Annotated in this window: 16 protein-coding genes; 7 read left to right on the top strand and 9 right to left on the bottom strand. The window is 70.5% G+C overall.

What is annotated here, in order from left to right; genetic code table 11:
- Nucleotides 1-81: 81 nt before the first annotated feature.
- Together ACWCRD_RS40655 and ACWCRD_RS40660 are read left to right on the top strand one after the other, a co-directional pair.
- On the top strand, nucleotides 82-495 hold the full coding sequence (locus ACWCRD_RS40655; protein WP_344398966.1) for a roadblock/LC7 domain-containing protein: 414 nt from the start codon (nucleotides 82-84) through the stop codon (nucleotides 493-495).
- A 126-nt stretch (nucleotides 496-621) separates the two neighbouring features.
- Entirely contained in the window at nucleotides 622-1,578 is a 957-nt protein-coding gene (locus ACWCRD_RS40660; protein ID WP_450970697.1) for a DUF6397 family protein, read from the top strand.
- Nucleotide 1,579: 1 nt separating this feature from the next.
- Here the strand turns inward: ACWCRD_RS40660 and ACWCRD_RS40665 are convergent, their stop codons facing one another.
- Nucleotides 1,580-2,446: an acyl-CoA thioesterase gene (locus ACWCRD_RS40665; RefSeq protein ID WP_450970698.1), complete on the bottom strand. Its 867-nt coding sequence runs from the start codon at nucleotides 2,444-2,446 to the stop codon at nucleotides 1,580-1,582.
- A gap of 31 nt (nucleotides 2,447-2,477) precedes the next feature.
- The gene (locus ACWCRD_RS40670; protein WP_450970699.1) at nucleotides 2,478-4,991 is read right to left on the bottom strand and encodes a DUF3516 domain-containing protein; all 2,514 of its coding nucleotides are present in this window, start codon (nucleotides 4,989-4,991) and stop codon (nucleotides 2,478-2,480) included.
- A gap of 146 nt (nucleotides 4,992-5,137) precedes the next feature.
- Here ACWCRD_RS40670 and ACWCRD_RS40675 point away from each other — a divergent pair, with 146 nt between their 5' ends.
- Nucleotides 5,138-5,932: a metal-dependent hydrolase gene (locus ACWCRD_RS40675; protein ID WP_450970700.1), complete on the top strand. Its 795-nt coding sequence runs from the start codon at nucleotides 5,138-5,140 to the stop codon at nucleotides 5,930-5,932.
- 62 nt (nucleotides 5,933-5,994) lie between these two features.
- Here the strand turns inward: ACWCRD_RS40675 and ACWCRD_RS40680 are convergent, their stop codons facing one another.
- From ACWCRD_RS40680 to ACWCRD_RS40700, 5 genes are all read right to left on the bottom strand, one after another.
- Entirely contained in the window at nucleotides 5,995-6,474 is a 480-nt protein-coding gene (locus ACWCRD_RS40680) for a carboxymuconolactone decarboxylase family protein (RefSeq protein WP_450970701.1), read from the bottom strand.
- 98 nt (nucleotides 6,475-6,572) lie between these two features.
- Nucleotides 6,573-6,827, bottom strand: coding sequence for a type B 50S ribosomal protein L31 (locus ACWCRD_RS40685; protein WP_450970702.1), 255 nt, complete (start codon nucleotides 6,825-6,827; stop codon nucleotides 6,573-6,575).
- Between the two features lie 29 nt (nucleotides 6,828-6,856).
- Entirely contained in the window at nucleotides 6,857-7,327 is a 471-nt protein-coding gene (locus tag ACWCRD_RS40690; RefSeq protein WP_450970703.1) for a DUF5709 domain-containing protein, read from the bottom strand.
- Nucleotides 7,328-7,566: 239 nt separating this feature from the next.
- Nucleotides 7,567-8,211 (bottom strand): hypothetical protein, encoded by a 645-nt coding sequence (locus ACWCRD_RS40695; protein ID WP_450970704.1) that lies wholly within the window; start codon nucleotides 8,209-8,211, stop codon nucleotides 7,567-7,569.
- Nucleotides 8,198-8,797 (bottom strand): RNA polymerase sigma factor, encoded by a 600-nt coding sequence (locus ACWCRD_RS40700; RefSeq protein ID WP_450970705.1) that lies wholly within the window; start codon nucleotides 8,795-8,797, stop codon nucleotides 8,198-8,200. Before ACWCRD_RS40700 ends, ACWCRD_RS40695 begins: the two co-directional genes overlap by 14 nt.
- Nucleotides 8,798-8,901: 104 nt before the next feature.
- Between ACWCRD_RS40700 and ACWCRD_RS40705 the strand changes: the two genes are divergently transcribed.
- Nucleotides 8,902-9,408 (top strand): COG4315 family predicted lipoprotein, encoded by a 507-nt coding sequence (locus ACWCRD_RS40705; protein ID WP_450970706.1) that lies wholly within the window; start codon nucleotides 8,902-8,904, stop codon nucleotides 9,406-9,408.
- Between the two features lie 48 nt (nucleotides 9,409-9,456).
- Here the strand turns inward: ACWCRD_RS40705 and ACWCRD_RS40710 are convergent, their stop codons facing one another.
- Both ACWCRD_RS40710 and ACWCRD_RS40715 read right to left on the bottom strand, forming a co-directional pair.
- Entirely contained in the window at nucleotides 9,457-11,238 is a 1,782-nt protein-coding gene (locus ACWCRD_RS40710) for an ABC transporter ATP-binding protein (RefSeq protein WP_450970707.1), read from the bottom strand.
- On the bottom strand, nucleotides 11,235-13,040 hold the full coding sequence (locus ACWCRD_RS40715) for an ABC transporter ATP-binding protein (protein ID WP_450970708.1): 1,806 nt from the start codon (nucleotides 13,038-13,040) through the stop codon (nucleotides 11,235-11,237). Before ACWCRD_RS40715 ends, ACWCRD_RS40710 begins: the two co-directional genes overlap by 4 nt.
- 134 nt (nucleotides 13,041-13,174) lie before the next feature.
- On the opposite strand from ACWCRD_RS40715, the gene ACWCRD_RS40720 reads away from it, so the two are divergent.
- The 3 genes from ACWCRD_RS40720 to ACWCRD_RS40730 all read left to right on the top strand — a co-directional run bounded on the left by ACWCRD_RS40720 (nucleotide 13,175) and on the right by ACWCRD_RS40730 (nucleotide 17,077).
- Entirely contained in the window at nucleotides 13,175-13,912 is a 738-nt protein-coding gene (locus ACWCRD_RS40720; RefSeq protein ID WP_450970709.1) for a L,D-transpeptidase family protein, read from the top strand.
- Nucleotides 13,913-13,969: 57 nt separating this feature from the next.
- Nucleotides 13,970-15,565: a peptide-N4-asparagine amidase gene (locus tag ACWCRD_RS40725; RefSeq protein ID WP_450970710.1), complete on the top strand. Its 1,596-nt coding sequence runs from the start codon at nucleotides 13,970-13,972 to the stop codon at nucleotides 15,563-15,565.
- 168 nt (nucleotides 15,566-15,733) lie between these two features.
- Entirely contained in the window at nucleotides 15,734-17,077 is a 1,344-nt protein-coding gene (locus ACWCRD_RS40730; protein ID WP_450970711.1) for a cation:dicarboxylate symporter family transporter, read from the top strand.
- The last annotated feature ends 122 nt before the right edge of the window (nucleotides 17,078-17,199 follow it).

A 17,199-nucleotide genomic window follows, 5' to 3' on the forward strand; every position in this document is an offset into this window, starting at 1 on the left:
CTTGCCCGCGCCGCGGTCGTGGTGAAGGCTGGCGTGGAGATCCTCCGGCCAGGGGGAGTCATCACGCGGGGAGACCGGATCATGGTGCAGAACCAGGGACTTGGCTGGCTGTTGGACGACCTGACCGAGCGCGTCGAACATGTACGGCACGCTCTGGTCCTGTCCAACGACGGCCTGGTGACGGGAGCGAGTACGGGACTGCGGCGCGAGGACGCCGAGCATCTTGCCGCCGTCTCGTCCGGACTGCACAGCCTGGCCAAGGGCTCGGGACGCCACTTCGGCGCGGGCAGAGTGCGCCAGACGATGGTCGAGTTCGACGACGCGGTGCTGTTCGTCACCGCCGCCGGCGCCAGCAGCTGTCTGTGCGTGCTCAGCGGTGCGGAGGCCGACATCGGCCAGATCGCCTACGAGATGACCCTACTGGTCAACCGAGTCGGCGAACACCTCGGCGTGGAGGCCAGGCAGCCCGAGCGGACCCCGACCACAGAGGCCTGACCTGTACGTTTGCCCTCTCCCGTGGAGTTATCCACAGGCTCGCCACGAGATCCGCCGAAGCGGCTACGGTTTTTTCCGAGGCCGCGCGAACGGCGCGGGCCACAGACTCCACGGGGGAGATGGGCCATGTCAGGCAGCACCGTCACACAACCGCACAGCACCTCCTGCACGCCGAGCCGCGCGGCGCGCGAACTGAATCTCAGGCGAGGCGAGTTCGAGCTCGCCGTGGACCTCGGATGCATCCGCACCGTGCCCGACGAAGGGGGCGGAGGCCGACGGGTCACCCGCACCGAGATCGATCGGCTGCACGCAGAGGACGGCTTCCCTGAGTCCCTGAAGCAACGCGTCGCAACCGTGGGTACGAAGGAAGGCGCGGCCCTTCTGCAGGTGACGCCCGGGAAGTTCACGGGGCTGGCCCGGCTCGGCGTGGTCAAGCCCGTCAAGTTCTATCTGAACCGGTACCGGGCCGTGGTCTGGCTCTATCTGGCCGAAGAGCTGCGGCAGTTCGCGGCCGACGAGAACAACGCACCGCTGTTGCAGGGCCGAACGCCCTCCGGCGCGCGGGAGCAGCTCTTGGAGGGGCTTGATCTGCGCCCCCGAAACTGGCGCTCGCGACACCTCGGCTTCCTGCTGCGGCGGGCCGACAACCATCCCTGGGCGTGCGCCGCGGCCGTGGCCTCCCTCCTCGACGCCGTCCAGATCGCGGAAATCATCCAGGACCCCTACGAGCGCGTCCACCTGAACCGGTTCAGGCCCAGGCCACAGGCGCACGGCGCACCGGGTTCGCCCGCCGCGCACCTCGCCGAGAGCCTCACCATGGCGGAGGACCCGGACGAGATCGACTGGCTGCGGGCCGATCTCGCACAGGCCGTCAGCCATGCGCGCGCACTCCAGCCGGCGCCGCGCCCGATTGTCCGGCCGCGGCCGGCGGAAGGACGGCAACGGGAACGACCCGCACTGCCGACGACTGCGGAACACAAGCCGCCCATGCCCTCGACGACCGTGGAACAAGACCCGCCCCGGCGCGGGGAACCGGGACGCTCACACGGTCTGTTGGGCTGGCTGCGCCGCAGAACTGACTGAGCTACAGCGCCCGGAACAGACCTTCCTGGACCACCGACACCAGCAGCCGGCCCTCGGCGTCGTAGATCCGCCCACGTGCCAGGCCGCGGCCGCCCGTTGCGATCGGTGACTCCTGGTCGTAGAGGAACCACTCGTCCGCGCGAAACGGACGGTGGAACCACATGGCGTGATCCAGCGAGGCGATGTCGAAGCTCCGCGGGCCCCACAGGGGTTCGACCGGGATGCGGACAGCGTCCAGGAGGGTCATGTCGCTGGCGTAGGTCAGCGCGCAGGTGTGCACGACCGGGTCGTCGCCCAACGGCCCGACCGCGCGCATCCACACCGCGCTGCGCGGCTCGGCGTCCTTGGCCTCCGCCACGCTCCAGCGCAGCCGGTCCACATAGCGGATGTCGAACGGCTGACGGCGCGCCATCCGCTCGTAGCGCTCGGGCAGCGCACCCAGATGCTCCCGGATCTCCTCGGTGACCGTCGGCAGGGACTCCGGGTCCGGGACCTTGCGGGCCGGCGGCAGCTGGTGCTCGAAGGACCCTTCCTCAGGCTTGTGAAAGGAGGCGGTGAGATTGAAGATCGTGCGGCCCTGCTGCACCGCGGTGACCCGGCGGGTGGTGAAAGACCTGCCGTCCCGCACCCGTTCGACCTGGTACACGATCGGCACCCCCGGCCGGCCCGGGCGCAGGAAGTACGCGTGCAGCGAGTGCACCGGACGCTCGCCGTCCGTGGTGCGGGCGGCGGCGACCAGCGCCTGTCCCGCCACCTGGCCGCCGAAGACCCGCTGCAGGGACTCCTGCGGGCTCAGGCCACGGAATATGTTGACCTCGATCTGCTCCAGGTCGAGCAGGTCGACCAGTCTCTCGGCCGGGTTCGTCATGCGTGGGATTCTCCTTGGCTCACGACTTGGCTCACAGCTGGCCGACGTCGGTGACGCGGACGACCGCACGGCCCTCGGCGTCGGAGGCCGCGAGGTCGACCTCCGCGCTGATGCCCCAGTCATGATCGCCGTTCGGGTCGGCGAAGATCTGGCGAACGCGCCACAGACCGTGCTCCGGCTCCTCCTCGATGAGCAGCAGCTTGGGGCCGCGGGCGTCCGGGCCGGTGCCCAGGTCCTCGTACTCGTCCCAGTACTTGTCCATCGCCTCGCCCCATGCGTCGGCGTCCCAGCCGGAGTCGGCATCCAGCTCGCCCAGCTCCTCGACCTGGTCGAGAGCGGCGAGCTCGACGCGGCGGAACATGGCGTTGCGGACCAGGACCCGGAAGGCGCGGGCGTTGGAGGTGACCGGCTTGACCTCGTCGGCCTTCTCCTGGGCCTCCTCGGCGGTCATCTCCTCCGGATTGGCGAGCTGTTCCCACTCGTCCAGCAGGCTGGAGTCGACCTGGCGGACCATCTCGCCGAGCCACTCGATGAGGTCCTGCAGGTCCTCGGACTTCAGATCGTCGGGAATGTTGTGGTCGAGGGCCTTGTAGGCGCTGGCGAGGTAGCGCAGCACGATGCCCTCGGTGCGGGCCAGCTCGTAGAAGGACACCAACTCCGTGAAGGACATGGCGCGTTCGTACATGTCCCGGATGACGGACTTCGGCGACAGCGGATGGTCGCCCACCCAGGGGTGGCTCTTGCGGTAGGTGTTGTAGGCGTGGAAGAGCAGCTCCTCCAGGGGCTTGGGGTAGCTGATGTCCTGGAGGCGCTCCATGCGCTCCTCGTACTCGACGCCGTCTGCCTTCATCGCGGCCACCGCCTCGCCCTTGGCCTTGTTCTGCTGGGCGACGAGGATCTGCCGCGGATCGTCCAGCGTCGACTCGACGACGGACACCATGTCCAGGGCGTAGGACGGCGATTCGGGTTCGAGGAGCTCGAACGCGGCGAGTGCGAAGGTGGACAGCGGCTGGTTGAGCGCGAAGTCCTGCTGCAGGTCCACGGTGAGGCGGACGATGCGGCCGGCGGCGTCCGGCTCGTCGAGCTTCTCGACGATGCCGCCGTCCAGCAGCGAGCGGTAGATGGCGATCGCGCGCCGGATGTGCCGCAGTTGCTGCTTGCGCGGCTCGTGGTTGTCCTCCAGCAGATGGCGCATCGCCTCGAAGGCGTTGCCCGGACGGGCGATCACCGACAGCAGCATGGTGTGCGTGACACGGAAGCGGGAGGTCAGCGGCTCCGGATCGGAGGCGATGAGCTTCTCGAAGGTGTTCTCCGTCCACCCGACGAAGCCCTCCGGCGCCTTCTTGCGGACGACCTTGCGGCGCTTCTTCGGGTCGTCGCCCGCCTTGGCGAGCGCCTTCTCGTTCTCCACGACATGCTCGGGGGCCTGCGCGACGACAAAGCCCGCGGTGTCGAAACCGGCCCGCCCGGCACGACCGGCGATCTGGTGGAACTCACGGGCGCGCAGCGTGCGCACACGGCTGCCGTCGTACTTGGTCAGCGCCGTGAACAGCACCGTGCGGATGGGCACGTTGACGCCCACACCGAGCGTGTCCGTACCGCAGATCACCTTCAGCAGACCGGCCTGTGCGAGCTTCTCCACCAGGCGCCGGTACTTGGGCAGCATGCCGGCGTGGTGGACGCCGATGCCGTGCCGCACGTACCGGGAGAGATTGCGGCCGAACTTGGTGGTGAAGCGGAAGTTGCCGATCAACTCGGCGATCTGGTCCTTCTCCTCCCGCGTCGACATGTTGATGCTCATCAGGGCCTGCGCCCGCTCCACGGCCTGCGCCTGTGTGAAGTGCACGATGTAGACCGGGGCCTGCCGGGTCTCCAGCAACTCGGTCAGCGTCTCCGTGAGCGGGGTGAGCCGGTATTCGTAGGACAGCGGGACCGGACGGGTCGCGGAGCGGACCACCGACGTGGGGCGGCCGGTGCGCCGGGTGAGGTCCTTCTCGAACATCGAGACGTCGCCGAGCGTGGCCGACATCAGGACGAACTGCGCCTGGGGCAGCTCCAGGATCGGGATCTGCCAGGCCCAGCCACGGTCCCCCTCCGCATAGAAGTGGAACTCGTCCATGACGACCTGGCCGACGTCCGCGTCCTTGCCGTCGCGCAGCGCGATCGAGGCGAGGACCTCGGCGGTGCAGCAGATGACGGGCGCGTCCGAGTTGACGGACGCGTCGCCGGTGAGCATGCCGACGTTCTCGGTGCCGAAGATCTTGCACAGTTCGAAGAACTTCTCCGAGACGAGCGCCTTGATCGGAGCGGTGTAGAACGTGACCTCGTCCCGGGCCAGCGCGGCGAAGTGCGCCCCCGCAGCGATCATGCTCTTTCCGGAGCCGGTCGGCGTCGAAACGATCACGTTCGCACCGGAGACCACCTCGATCAGCGCCTCCTCCTGATGGGGATAGAGGGTGAGACCTCGCTCCTGGGCCCACGACTCGAAGGCTTCGTAGAGGGCGTCGGGGTCGGCGGTCGGCGGCAGCTGATCGATGAGGGTCACGCACCCCATCTTGCCTGGCGTCCTGCCCCAGAGGGGAATCGGTTGTCGGCAGGAAGATCACGACCAGTACGCTGTGTCGCCGACGGAGCATCAGCGCACCCGGTCAACTGGACAGCGGCACAAGAGGAATGGGGCGGGCAACGGCCATGATGGGACCAGCACACTCACTGTCGGGCGCCGCCGCCTGGCTCGGCGTCGGTGCGGCGGCCGCGGCGGCCGGGCACCCGATGCCCTGGCCGGTCATCCTGGTCGGCGCTCTGATCTGCGCCGGAGCCGCTCTCGCCCCGGACCTGGACCACAAGGCGGCCACCATCTCCAGGGCCTTCGGCCCCCTCTCGCGCGGGCTGTGCGAGATCGTCGACAAGCTGTCCTACGCCGTCTACAAGGCGACGAGGAAGCAGGGCGACCCTCGCCGCTCCGGTGGGCACCGCACACTCACCCACACCTGGCTGTGGGCGGTCCTGATCGGTGCGGGTACGTCGGTAGCCGCCATCACCGGTGGCCGCTGGGCGGTGCTGGCCATTCTCTTCGTCCATATCGTGCTGGCCATCGAGGGCCTGTTGTGGCGGGCCACCCGGGGCTCCAGCGCCGACGTGCTGGTGTGGCTGCTGGCCGCGACCAGCGCCTGGATCCTCGCCGGCATCCTGGACAAGCCGGGCAACGGCTCCGACTGGCTGTTCACCCAGCCCGGCCAGCAGTACCTGTGGCTGGGGCTGCCGATCGTGCTGGGCGCGATCGTCCACGACATCGGGGACGCCTTGACGGTCTCCGGCTGCCCGATCCTGTGGCCGATACCGGTGGGCCGCAAGCGCTGGTACCCGATCGGCCCGCCGAAGGTCATGCGTTTCCGCGCCGGCAGCTGGGTCGAGCTCAAAGTGCTGATGCCGGTGTTCATGCTGCTGGGCGGGGTGGGCTGCGCGGCCGCGCTGAACTTCATCTGAGGAAACCGGCCCGCAGGAGTGGGGCGCGCCTGCCGTCGCCCCACCCCTGCAAGCGCTGAGGGTCAGTCCCTCCACTGCTGCGCGGGGGAGACCCCCGGCAGCGGCCTGCCGATCACGGCCAGCGGGATGAAGAAGCAGACCTGGCCGATGGCGATCGTCAGCGTGGTGAGCGCCGTCTCGTCGTAGTGCTTGGCCGCCTCGGCATACAGGTCGTCCGAGACGCGCTCACCATGCGGATTCGGCGTGAGAACGGCCTCCACGAGTGCCAGCGCAACCCGCTCGGCGTCCGTGAAGCAGGGGGCGTCCGTCCAGGTCGCCACACCCGTGATCCGCTCCTCGGACTCGCCGGCCTTGCGCAGGTTGCCGCTGTGCATCACGGTCAGATAGGTGTTGCCGACCAGCTGGCCGGCGCGCAGCTGCATCAGGCTGATGGTGCTCTGCGGAACCGAGCCGTTGCCGGTGGCCTTGAACAGCGCCCCGGCGACCGGACCGAACTCGGGGACGAGCTTGACGGGGTTGGACAGACGCGGCTGCGTGGCCATGACGTTTCCTTCCGGGATCTTCGAGATGCTTCCGTTGCACTGACGGATCCCGAAGGGCGGATGTGACCGCCCGGCGTCATGAATGTCCGCGCGGAACCTCAGGCGTCCTTCCCGCCGCCGTAGCGCCGCTCGAACTGGGCGATGCGTCCCTCCGTGTCCACGGTCCGTGCCTTGCCGGTGTAGAACGGGTGGCTCTCGGAGGAGATCTCCACGTCCACCACCGGATAGGTCTCGCCGTCGTCCCACTCGATGGTCTGGTCGCTGTTCGCGGTGGACCGCGTCAGGAAGGCGTAGCCCGCGGCGCGGTCGCGGAAGACCACCTGGTGGTAGTCGGGGTGCTTGTCCTGCTGCATGCGGTGCTCCTTGGCTGGTCGGCGGCTGGTCAGCCGGACAGGGCGTCCTCGTCGACGATGTGCATGGCCGCCTCCTCGGCAGAGGCCGCCGCGCCGTCGATGCCGACGTCCCGCGCGACCAGGGCGCTCTCGTCGTCCTCGTGCGCGCCCTCGTCCGGTGCCACGAGACGGCCGGAGCGGACGGCGCCGACCTCGTTGTCCAGGAGTTCGCCGTCGGTGCCCTCGCAGTCGCCGATGCCGTCGGTGTCGGGCATCACCAGGTCCGGCAGTTCCTCGGCGAGCCGCTGGTCCAGGGTCTCCCCGTGCTGCCGCTCGGCCGCCGTCACATCGGGGCGCTCCACCGCCCATGGTCGGTCCGGAGGGGACCAGCCCCGGTCGAGGGGGTCGTCGACACCGTCGTCGACCAAGGTGTCCTCCGCGTCGAGCAGCCCGGAGTCCTCCTGGATCTCGGATCCGTCGGGCTGGTAGACGTCGTCTCCCCATCCGTCGGCGCTGTTCACGGGTACCTCCAGGTGGTGGGGACGGGCCCGTTGCTCACCGCGCGGGGCGTCGGTGCGCCGTGACGCGGAGCACAGGCTGCGCCCGGGAGGAACCATCGGTCCCAGGGCGCTCCCCGAGCCGGTGCCGATATCCAGCCTTCCACCCCTTTTCGGGACTGCGCAACGGCACGGCAGCAGGAGGTACGCGGCGCAGGGGGAAGCGGCCCCGCGGGGCATGTCCGCGGGGCCGGGGGGCGACGTCAGCCGCGCAGCACCGCCGACGACCAGACGTGGCCGTCGTCCGTCACCAGATCGACGCGGTCGATGGCGGGGGCCGACCCATAGGCGATCCAGGTGGCCCGCCCGGAGGGCGGCATCCACCACTGGCCGGCGTCGCGGGTGGAGCCGTCCTTGAGGAGGAGCCGGCAGGTGTAGTGGGTGCCGGGCCGGCCGGCCGTGATCTGCATGACCAGGACGTGCTCGGTCCCGGCCCGGCTCGGTTCGACGGTGCCCACCCGCGCCCCCGAGCCGGTGAGCAGCAGGCCTCCGTGGTCGCTCGCGGTCACCTGGGCCGGGGCCGAGTCGTGGTGCAGGAGTGCGGTGCCGGCCGTGCCCAGGGACAGTCCGGCCATGGCGGCCGCGGCGAGCAGCAGCGGGGTGCGGCGGCGCCGGCGGGCGGGGGAGGGGCGGCGCAGCGCCAGGCGGTCCAGGACCCGGGCATCGAAGCCTGGCGGGGCCGCGACCGCGGGAGCCGCGGGGAGCACCGCGTCGACGGCCGCCGACAGGTCGTCGTAGGCGGTGCGACAGGTGGCGCAGACGGTGAGGTGACGCAGCAGCTGCGCCGGTGTGCCGGGGAGGGTGCCGAGGGCCAGGGCGGTCAGTTCGTCCTCGTCAGGGTGGTCCATCGCGGCTTCCCTCCTTCAGCACGTCGCGCAGCCGGCGCAGGCCGGTGCGGATGCGGGTCTTGGCGGTGCCCAGGGGGATGTGCTCGTGCCGGCCCACCTCGGCGGCGGTGCAGCCGCCGAGCACGGCGAGCGCGACCGCCCGGGCCTGCTCGACCGGCAGAGCCCGCAGCCGGTCGAGGGCCCGTTCGCTCTCCAGGGCGATCAGGGCCAGCCGTTCCGTGTCGGCGGAGTCGTTCTCGGCCCGCAGGGTCACATCCAGGAGCCGTTCCAGGGTTTCGGCGAGGACGGGAGTGGAGCGCCGCGCCCGCACGGCGTCGATCGCGGCGTTGCGGGTGATCGTCAGCAGCCAGGTGAGCGCCGAGGCCCGCCGGGGGTCGTAGTTCCCCGCGGCCCGCCAGGCCCGTACGAACACCTCCTGGCTCACGTCCTCGGCAAGGACCGGATCACGGGTCACCGACAGCGCCAGCCCGTAGACCGCGTCCTGGAAGCGGCGCACGAAGGCGTCCGCCGCCGCCTCATCGCCCAGCGCGAATCCGGCGACGAGTGAGGCGTCGTCGACCCGGTCGGCACGCGGGAACAGCTCCACGTTCAAATGTACGCACGGAAGCATCGAAAGGATTGGCCGCAATCCACGCCAATCCACCCACATCGCTCGCCCGTACAACCTCTGTCAGAAGGGACGGAGAGACCATGAGGCGAAGCAGGATCACCGTGGCGGGGATTGCACTCGCGGGTTTGGCGCTCGCCGGCTGCGGCGGCGGGGGCGGCAGCGTCCACAGTGCGCGCCCGGCAGCGGCCACCATGGACACCTCGGTCATCAAGGCGAGCCACTCACCGGTCGGTGACATCCTCGTCGACGGCCGCGGGCGCACGCTGTATCTGTTCACCGAGGACGGCAAGAACACCAGTTCCATGAACTGTGACGCCACGTGTATGAAGCTGTGGCCGCACATGGAGGGCAAGCCGCACGCGGGCGCAGGCGTCGAAGCGAACCTCATCGGCCACACGAAGGGGTCGGGAAAGGTCCAGGTCACGTACGCCGGGCACCCGTTGTACTACTACGCCAAGGACCGGAAGGCCGGCGATCTGAAGGGCCAGGGCATCGACAAGGTCTGGTACGTCCTGAACGCCAAGGGCACCGCGATCAAGAAGGCGGTCCCGGCGTCGAGCAGCAGCGGTGGTGGATATGGGTACTGACCCGGCCGGGGGCCGCCGTGCGGCCGCCCCCGGCCGGGCCGGGAACGCTCACCCGTGCCAGGACCGCCACAGCGCGGCATACGCTCCCTGCGCCGCGACCAGCTCGTCGTGGCTGCCGAGCTCGCTGATGCGGCCGTTCTCGACCACGGCGATCACATCGGCGTCGTGTGCGGTGTGCAGCCGGTGGGCGATGGCGACCACCGTGCGGCCGTCGAGGACGCGGGCGAGGGAGCGCTCCAGGTGGCGGGCCGCACGCGGGTCCAGCAGCGAGGTCGCCTCGTCGAGGACCAGCGTGTGCGGGTCCGCCAGCACCAGCCGGGCCAGCGCGATCTGCTGGGCCTGCGCAGGGGTGAGCCCCAGCCCGCCCGAGCCGACCTCGGTGTCCAGACCGCCGTCCAGTGCACGCGCCCACCCGTCGGCGTCGACCGCGCCCAGCGCCGCCCACAGCTCGGCGTCCGCGGCGTCCGTCCGGGCCAACAGGAGGTTGTCGCGCAGGGAGCCCACGAAGACGTGGTGTTCCTGGTTGACGAGGGCCACATGGGAGCGGACGCGTTCGGCGGGCATCCGGGACAGCTCGGCGCCGCCGAGGGTGATGCGGCCCTCTCGCGGCGCGTAGATGCCGGCGAGGAGCCTGCCCAGCGTGGACTTGCCGGCGCCCGAGGGGCCGACCAGCGCCAGCCGGGTGCCGGGCGCGACCTGGAGGGACACCTTGCGGAGCACGTCCACGCCTTCGCGGTAGCCGAAGTGCACCCGGTCCGCGTGCACGTCGCGCCCGTCGGGGGCCAGCGAGTCCTCACCGGCATCGGGCTCGATGTCCCGCACGCCGACCAGCCGGGCCAGCGAGACCTGGGCCACCTGCAGCTCGTCGTACCAGCGCAGGATCAGGTTCACCGGGTCGACGAGCATCTGCGCGATCAGCGCACCCGTCGTCAGCTGGCCCACCCCGATCCAGCCCCGCAGTACGAAGACGCCGCCGATCATCAACACCGAGGCGAGCACGGTCACATGGGTGAGGTTGATGACGGGGAAGAGCACGGACCGCAGCCAGAGCGTGTAGTTCTCCCAAGCGGTCCATTCCTTCACTCGGCGCTCGGACAGCTGGATCCGGCGCTCACCGAGGCGGTGGGCCTCCACGGTGCGCCCGGCGTCGACCGTCTCCGCCAGAGCGGCGGCCACGGCCGCGTACCCGGCGGCCTCCGATCGGTAGCCGGACGGCGCCCGCTTGAAGTACCAGCGGCAGCCGGCCACCAGCAGTGGCACGGCGACCAGCACGGCGGGCGCCAGCGGCGGCACCGTAACGACGAGACCGCCGAGCAGCAGCACCGCCCACACCGCGCCGATCGCCAGCTGCGGCACCGCCTCGCGCATGGCGTTGGCGAGCCGGTCGATGTCCGTGGTGATCCGGGACAGCAGGTCGCCCGTGCCGGCCCGTTCCAGGACGCCCGGCGGCAGCCCGACCGACCGTACGAGGAAGTCCTCGCGCAGATCGGCCAGCATCCGCTCGCCCAGCATCGCCCCGCGCAGCCGCACCTGCCGTACGAAGACGGCCTGGACCAGTAGCGCGAGGACGAACAGCGAGACGGTGAGCGGCAGATGAAGACCCCGGGCACCGTCCGACACCCGCTGGACCAGGTCGCCCAGCAGCCATGGGCCCGTCATCGAGGCGAGCACGGCCGCGGTGTTGACCGCGATCAGGACCAGGAAGGCACGGCGGTGCCGGTGGAACAGCTCGGCCACATAGGCGCGTACGGTCGCGGGGGCGCCGACGGGCAGGGTGTGCGCCGTCGTCGGGGCCGCCGGGTCGTACGCCGGTGGCGCCACGCCGATCATGCTGTCTCCTCGATCTCTTCCAGTTCGTTCAGAACGTCGTCGTCTTCGAGTACGCCGCTCAGGGCGGCCTCCTCCTCGGTCTCCCGGGTCACCACGGCCCGGTAGCGGGGCTCGCTGTGCAGCAGCTCGCGGTGCACGCCGACCGCGGCGACCTGGCCCTCGTGGACCAGTACGACCCGGTCCGCGTGGTCCAGGAGCAGCGGCGAGGAGGTGAACACCACCGTCGTGCGCCCCTCGCGAAGGGCGCGCACCCCCTCCGCGATCCGTGCCTCGGTGTGCGAGTCGACGGCCGAGGTCGGCTCGTCCAGGACGAGTACCTCCGGGTCCGTGATCAGCGATCGGGCCAGGGCGAGACGCTGTCGCTGACCGCCGGACAGCGACCGCCCGCGTTCGGTGATCCGCGTGTCCATCGGGTCCGCGGCGTCCAGCGACCCCTGGGCGAGCGCCTCCAGGACGTCCCCGCACTGCGCGGCCGCCAGCGCCTCGCGTGCGCCGACGTGGCCCGAGGCGGGCACGTCGAGCAGCTCGCGCAGCGAACCGGACAGCAGCACCGGGTCCTTGTCCTGGACGAGCACCGCCTCACGCGCGGTGTCCAGCGGCAGCTCGTCGAGGGGTACGCCGCCCAGCAGGACGGAGGTGCCCTGCTCGGCGGGGTGTCCGCCCAGCCGTTCGGCGAGCAGGCCCGCCGCGTCCGGGTCGCCGCACACCACCGCGGTCAGCCGGCCCGCGGGGGCGAGCAGACCGGTCGCCGGGTCGTACAGGTCCCCCGAGGGGACGTCGGCCGTGCGTGAGCCCTCGGTGTCCGTCGCCCGTTCCAGCGACAGCACCCGCGCCGCCCGCTTGGCGGAGGGCCGCGAGAAGGAGTAGGCCATGGCGATTTCTTCGAAGTGGCGCAGTGGATACGTCAGGACCATCACCGAGCTGTAGACGGTGACCAGTTCGCCGACGGTGATGCGGCCCTGGCCGGCCAGGTGGACGCCGTACCAGACGACCACGACCGTCAGCAGGCCCGGCAGCAGCACCTGGATCGCGGAGATCAGGGACCACATGCGGGCGCTGCGGACGGCCGCGTGCCGGACCTCCTGGGAGGCACGGCGGTAGCGGTCGAGGAACAGCTCCTCGCCGCCGATGCCGCGTAGCACACGCAGTCCGGCGACGGTGTCCGAGGCCAGTTCGGTGGCCCGCCCCGCCTTCTCGCGCTGGAAGTCGGCCCGTCGCGTCGCCCGTGGCAGCAGCGGCAGCACCGCGATCGCCAGCAGGGGCAGACCCGCGGCGACGACCACGCCGAGCGCCGGCTGGTAGACGAGCAGGGCGACGCAGACCAGCACGACGGTGAGGGCCGCCGCGGTGAACCGGGAGACGGCCTCCACGAACCAGCCGATCTTCTCGACGTCACCGGTGGAGACGGCCACCACCTCGCCGGCCGCGACACGCCGCGTCAGCGCCGAACCCAGCACCGCCGCCTTGCGGGCGAGCAACTGCTGGACGCGGGCGGCGGCCGTGATCCAGTTGGTGACCGCGGCCCGGTGCAGGAACGTGTCACCGAGTGCGGTGCCGAGGCCCGCCAGGGCCAACAGGGCGCCCGCGAGGGCCAGCCCGGTACCCGAGCGTTCCACGACGGCCTGGATGGCCATGCCGACGCAGAACGGCAGCGCGGAGACCGACGCGAAGTGCAGCAGGCCCCAGGCCAGCGACTTGAACTGACCGCCCAGCTGGTTACGGCCCAGCCACCACAGGAATCGGGGACCGGAGCGTGCGTCCGGCACACCCGGGTCGGGATACGGAAGGTCTTGAATCTGCATGACGACTGACGTCCCAGTGGCTCGTGTCAGGGGGGTGGGGGGAACCGCGAACGGCGGCAGCAAACCGTGACAGGTTCGCGTCGCAGCGTGGTCGGAAGCAAACGGTTTTCCGTGGCGCCGTACAGAATGGGGCGATGCGAAAGATCGGTGCACCGCGTGCGGCGGCCGCGGTGGCGGCCCTGGGAACCCTTCTGACGGCCTTGACCGCGTGCGGCGGCGCGCAGGACAGCAGTACCGCGCAGACAGGGGCCGCGGGCAACATGGCCGCCACGCGCGCGCGTGCCGCCCAGGGCACCCGCATCCCCGGCATCGGCGACCGCCTGAGACAGCGGATTCCAGCGAACTCCCGTCAGGTCGTGGCGGTCTACGGGACGGGCAGGGACTCCGCGGACTCCACGGTCGTGCTGTACACGAAGCACGGTGCGAGCTGGCAGCGGACCCGTAGCTGGCCGGCGCACAACGGCAAGAAAGGCTGGACCACCGACCACCACGAGGGCGACCGGCGCAGCCCCGTCGGCGTGTTCACCCTCACCGACGCGGGCGGCGTGCTGGCCGACCCCGGCGCCCGCCTCCCGTACACACGCGACGCGTCCTTCGCGGCCCCGCGCCAGTGGGCCGCCTCGCACTGGCACGACTTCGACTACGTCATCGCCATCGACTACAACCGCGTCAAGGGCACCGCGCCCAATGACCCGACCCGCCCCGAGGGCGACGCGAAGGGCGGCAGCATCTGGCTGCACTTGGACCACGGCAGCGGTACGTCGGCCTGCATCAGCCTGTCCAGCGCGGCGATGGAGTACCTGCTGCGCACGCTCGACCCGGACCGGCATCCCGTGGTGGTGATGGGGGACAGGGCGGACCTGGCGGCCTAGCACTTCTGACGGAGGCCTCATTGCCACGAGGTGCCAACTCCCCGTAGAACACGGGCCATGAAGAGACAGATCGTCATGTCCATGCTCGCCGGAGTGGCCCTTCTGGCGAGCACCCTCCTCGGGGCGGGGCCGGCCGGAGCCGCCGATGTGCCCGCCGAGTTCGGTACCGACTGGCACGACCCGGTGACGGCGGCTCCGCCCGTCGACAGACCGGCCGGCAAGTCCTGCCAAGTCACGCTCGCCGAGGCGCAGTTCAAGGACTTCACCGCCTACAAAGGAACGTACACACCACCCACGGGCTGTGGTGACCGCTGGAGCAAGGTGGTGCTGCGCCTCGACGGCAAGGTCAAGGGGCGGCAGTTCGACCGGCTCGGCTATCTGCACGTCGGCGGGGTCGAGATCCTCCGAACCTCCACCCCCGAGCCCTCGCCCGACGGCATCGCGTGGTCCGTCGAGAAGGACGTCACGCGCTACAGCGACACCTTCCGTCGCAGCCAGGACGTCGAGATGCTCATCGGGAACGTCGTCGACGACACCTACACCGGCGTACTCGACGTCAAGGTCACGCTCACCTTCTACCCGGGCGAACCGGCCGCGGCGCCCGCGGACAAGGTCCTCACCCTCGGCGACGGCAACACCCTCACCACCCCGCGCAACAGTGAGCGCATCCTCGCGGAGGTGTACGCCACCGGATCGGGCGGCGGCTGCGAGGAGTTCTGGTATCTGGCGGTGCCCGGCAAGGCGCCGTATTCCTGCCAGGCCGACGGCGGCCCCTACCGCGAGGTGCAGATCAAGGTCGACGGCCAACTGGCCGGAATCGCAGCACCGTTCCCGCACGTGTGGACCGGGGGCTGGTCCAACCCCTTCCTGTGGTACGTCATTCCGGCACCGCGCGCCTTCGACGTCAAGCCGATCGAATACGACCTGACACCCTTCGCGGGGCTGCTCAACGACGGTCGCCCGCACAAGGTCGACGTCTCGGTGGTGGGCGTGCCCGAGGGGCAGAGCGGCTGGAGCGCGCCGGTCGACGTGCTGGTGTGGCAGGACGCCGGGCGGACGCACGTGCCCGGGAAGCTCACCGTGGACCGGGCCGGCGACCTCGCGAACTCCTCGACGTATACGGCCGGTTCACCGGAGCGGGTGGACACCGAGGCCGGTCACCGGCTGACCGTCTCCGGATACGTCGACACCTCGCACGGCCGCGTCACCACCACGGTCGGCCGCACGCTCGCCAACACCTCCGCCCACCGCTGGACCGACGGCGAGAACATGGACGGCCTCGACGCGAAATGGACCGACGACGAGTCGGTGACCGTCGACGGGCGCGGACCGGCCCGCACGACGCTCACCCACCGCACGTACACGATGAACGGCTCGACCACGATCGGCGACGACGCCCGGCTGCGCACCGTGCTGACGCTCGGCGACCGTGCGGCCGTCGTCGAGTCGCGCGGCGGCCGGCGGACGGGCTGGTCGCGACTGGACGACACGGTCAGCGGCGACGCCACCTACACGACGGGCGTCCCGCGTGATCAGCGGCATGCGGTCGGCACGACGAGCGAGCGCTACCGGCTGTACGGCTCGGCGGGCTGCTACGACCGCTCCCTGACGACCGTTCAGGGGGTGCTCACGGAGGATCGGGACGGCTGCTGAGGCCAGTTGTGTGCGATGTGTCACACGGGGCGTGATTTACATGTCCGCAACACAGAGGTTGCGGGCGCGATCATCCGGAGCGCGAAAGTGATCGTCACGGAAGCCGCTTTCCGTATCGCAGAAGTCTCCCCGGCTTCTGCGAGGTTGACGTCCCCACTAGGAGTGCCCGTGCCGCCGTCCGTCCCGTCCGTCCCGCGACGCGTCGCACGCATACTGCGTACCTCTCTGTTCGTGCAGGTCCTCTGCGCGCTCGTACTCGGAATCGTCGTCGGGAAGCTGTGGCCCGGCTTCGCCGCGGATCTCCAGCCGCTCGGCGACGGTTTCACCCGGCTCATCAAGACGATCATCTCGCCGCTGGTGTTCTGCGTGGTCGTCGTCGGCATCGCCAAGGCCGGTGACCTCAAGGCCTTCGGCCGGATCGGACTCAAGGCCCTGATCTGGTTCGAGGTCGCCAGCACCGCGGCGCTGATCATCGGCCTGGTCGCCGCCAACGTCGTCCAGCCCGGCTCGGGCATGCATGTCGACCCGTCCACGCTGAGCACCAAGGCGGTCGACGCGAAGACGGGCGGCGGTGCGCTGCCCTCCACGACCGAGTTCATCGTCAACGCACTGCCCACCAGTTTCATCGGCGCCTTCGCCGAGAACTCCCTGCTCCAGGTGCTCGTCCTGGCCTGTCTGGTGGGCGCCGCGCTGCTGCACCTCGGCCACACCAAGGTGCCGCAGGTGCTGCCCGCCATCGAGCAGGCCCAGGAGATCATCTTCGCGATCGTCGGCTTCGTGATGCGGCTGGCCCCGATCGCCGTGTTCGGTGCGATGGCCGTCCTGATCGGCCAGTACGGGCTCGGAGTGATCGAGACCTACGCCAAGCTGATCATCCTGTGCTATGTCGCCGCGGCGCTGTTCATCGCGCTGCTGGCGGTCGCCCTGCGCATGGTCACCGGGCTGAGCCTGTGGAAGTTCCTGCGCTACATCCGCGAGGAGATGCTCCTCGCGCTCGGCACCGCGTCCACCGAGTCCGTCATGCCGCGTGTGATGCAGAAGCTGCGCAGGGCCGGCGCCCGCGACGACGCGGTGGGCCTGGTGCTGCCCACCGGCTACTCCTTCAACCTCGACGGCGCCTCGCTCTACCTCTCCATCGGCACGCTGTTCATCGCCCAGGCCGTCGGTGTCGACCTCAGCCTGAGCCAGCAGATCACCGTCGTCCTGGTGCTGATGCTGACCAGCAAGGGCATGGCGGGCATCCCCGGCTCCGCCTTCCTCGCCCTGTCCGCGACCGCCTCCTCGCTGGGTGCCATCCCGGCCGGAGCGGTGGCGCTGCTGCTGGGCGTGGACCGGATCATGGACTCGATGCGGGTGGTGACGAACCTGCTCGGCAACTGCGTCGCCGTGTTCGCCGTCTCCCGCTGGGAGGGGGCGCTGGACGTGGAGCGGGCGAAGCGGGTGCTGGGCGGCGAGGCCGACGCCGTCGGCGAGGCGCCGGTGCCGGTGCCGGCGGAGTCTGTCGCCCAGTAGCTCGGGGCAGCCTGTTCGCGGGCGGCTGCGGGTGGTTCGTGGTTGATCGCGCAGTTCCCCGCGCCCCTTCACCGGCCTGAACGAAGAGGTCGCCGCCTACGTCTTCAACCAGCCCGGCGCCA

It is taken from the genome of Streptomyces sp. NPDC002092, from assembly GCF_053593775.1.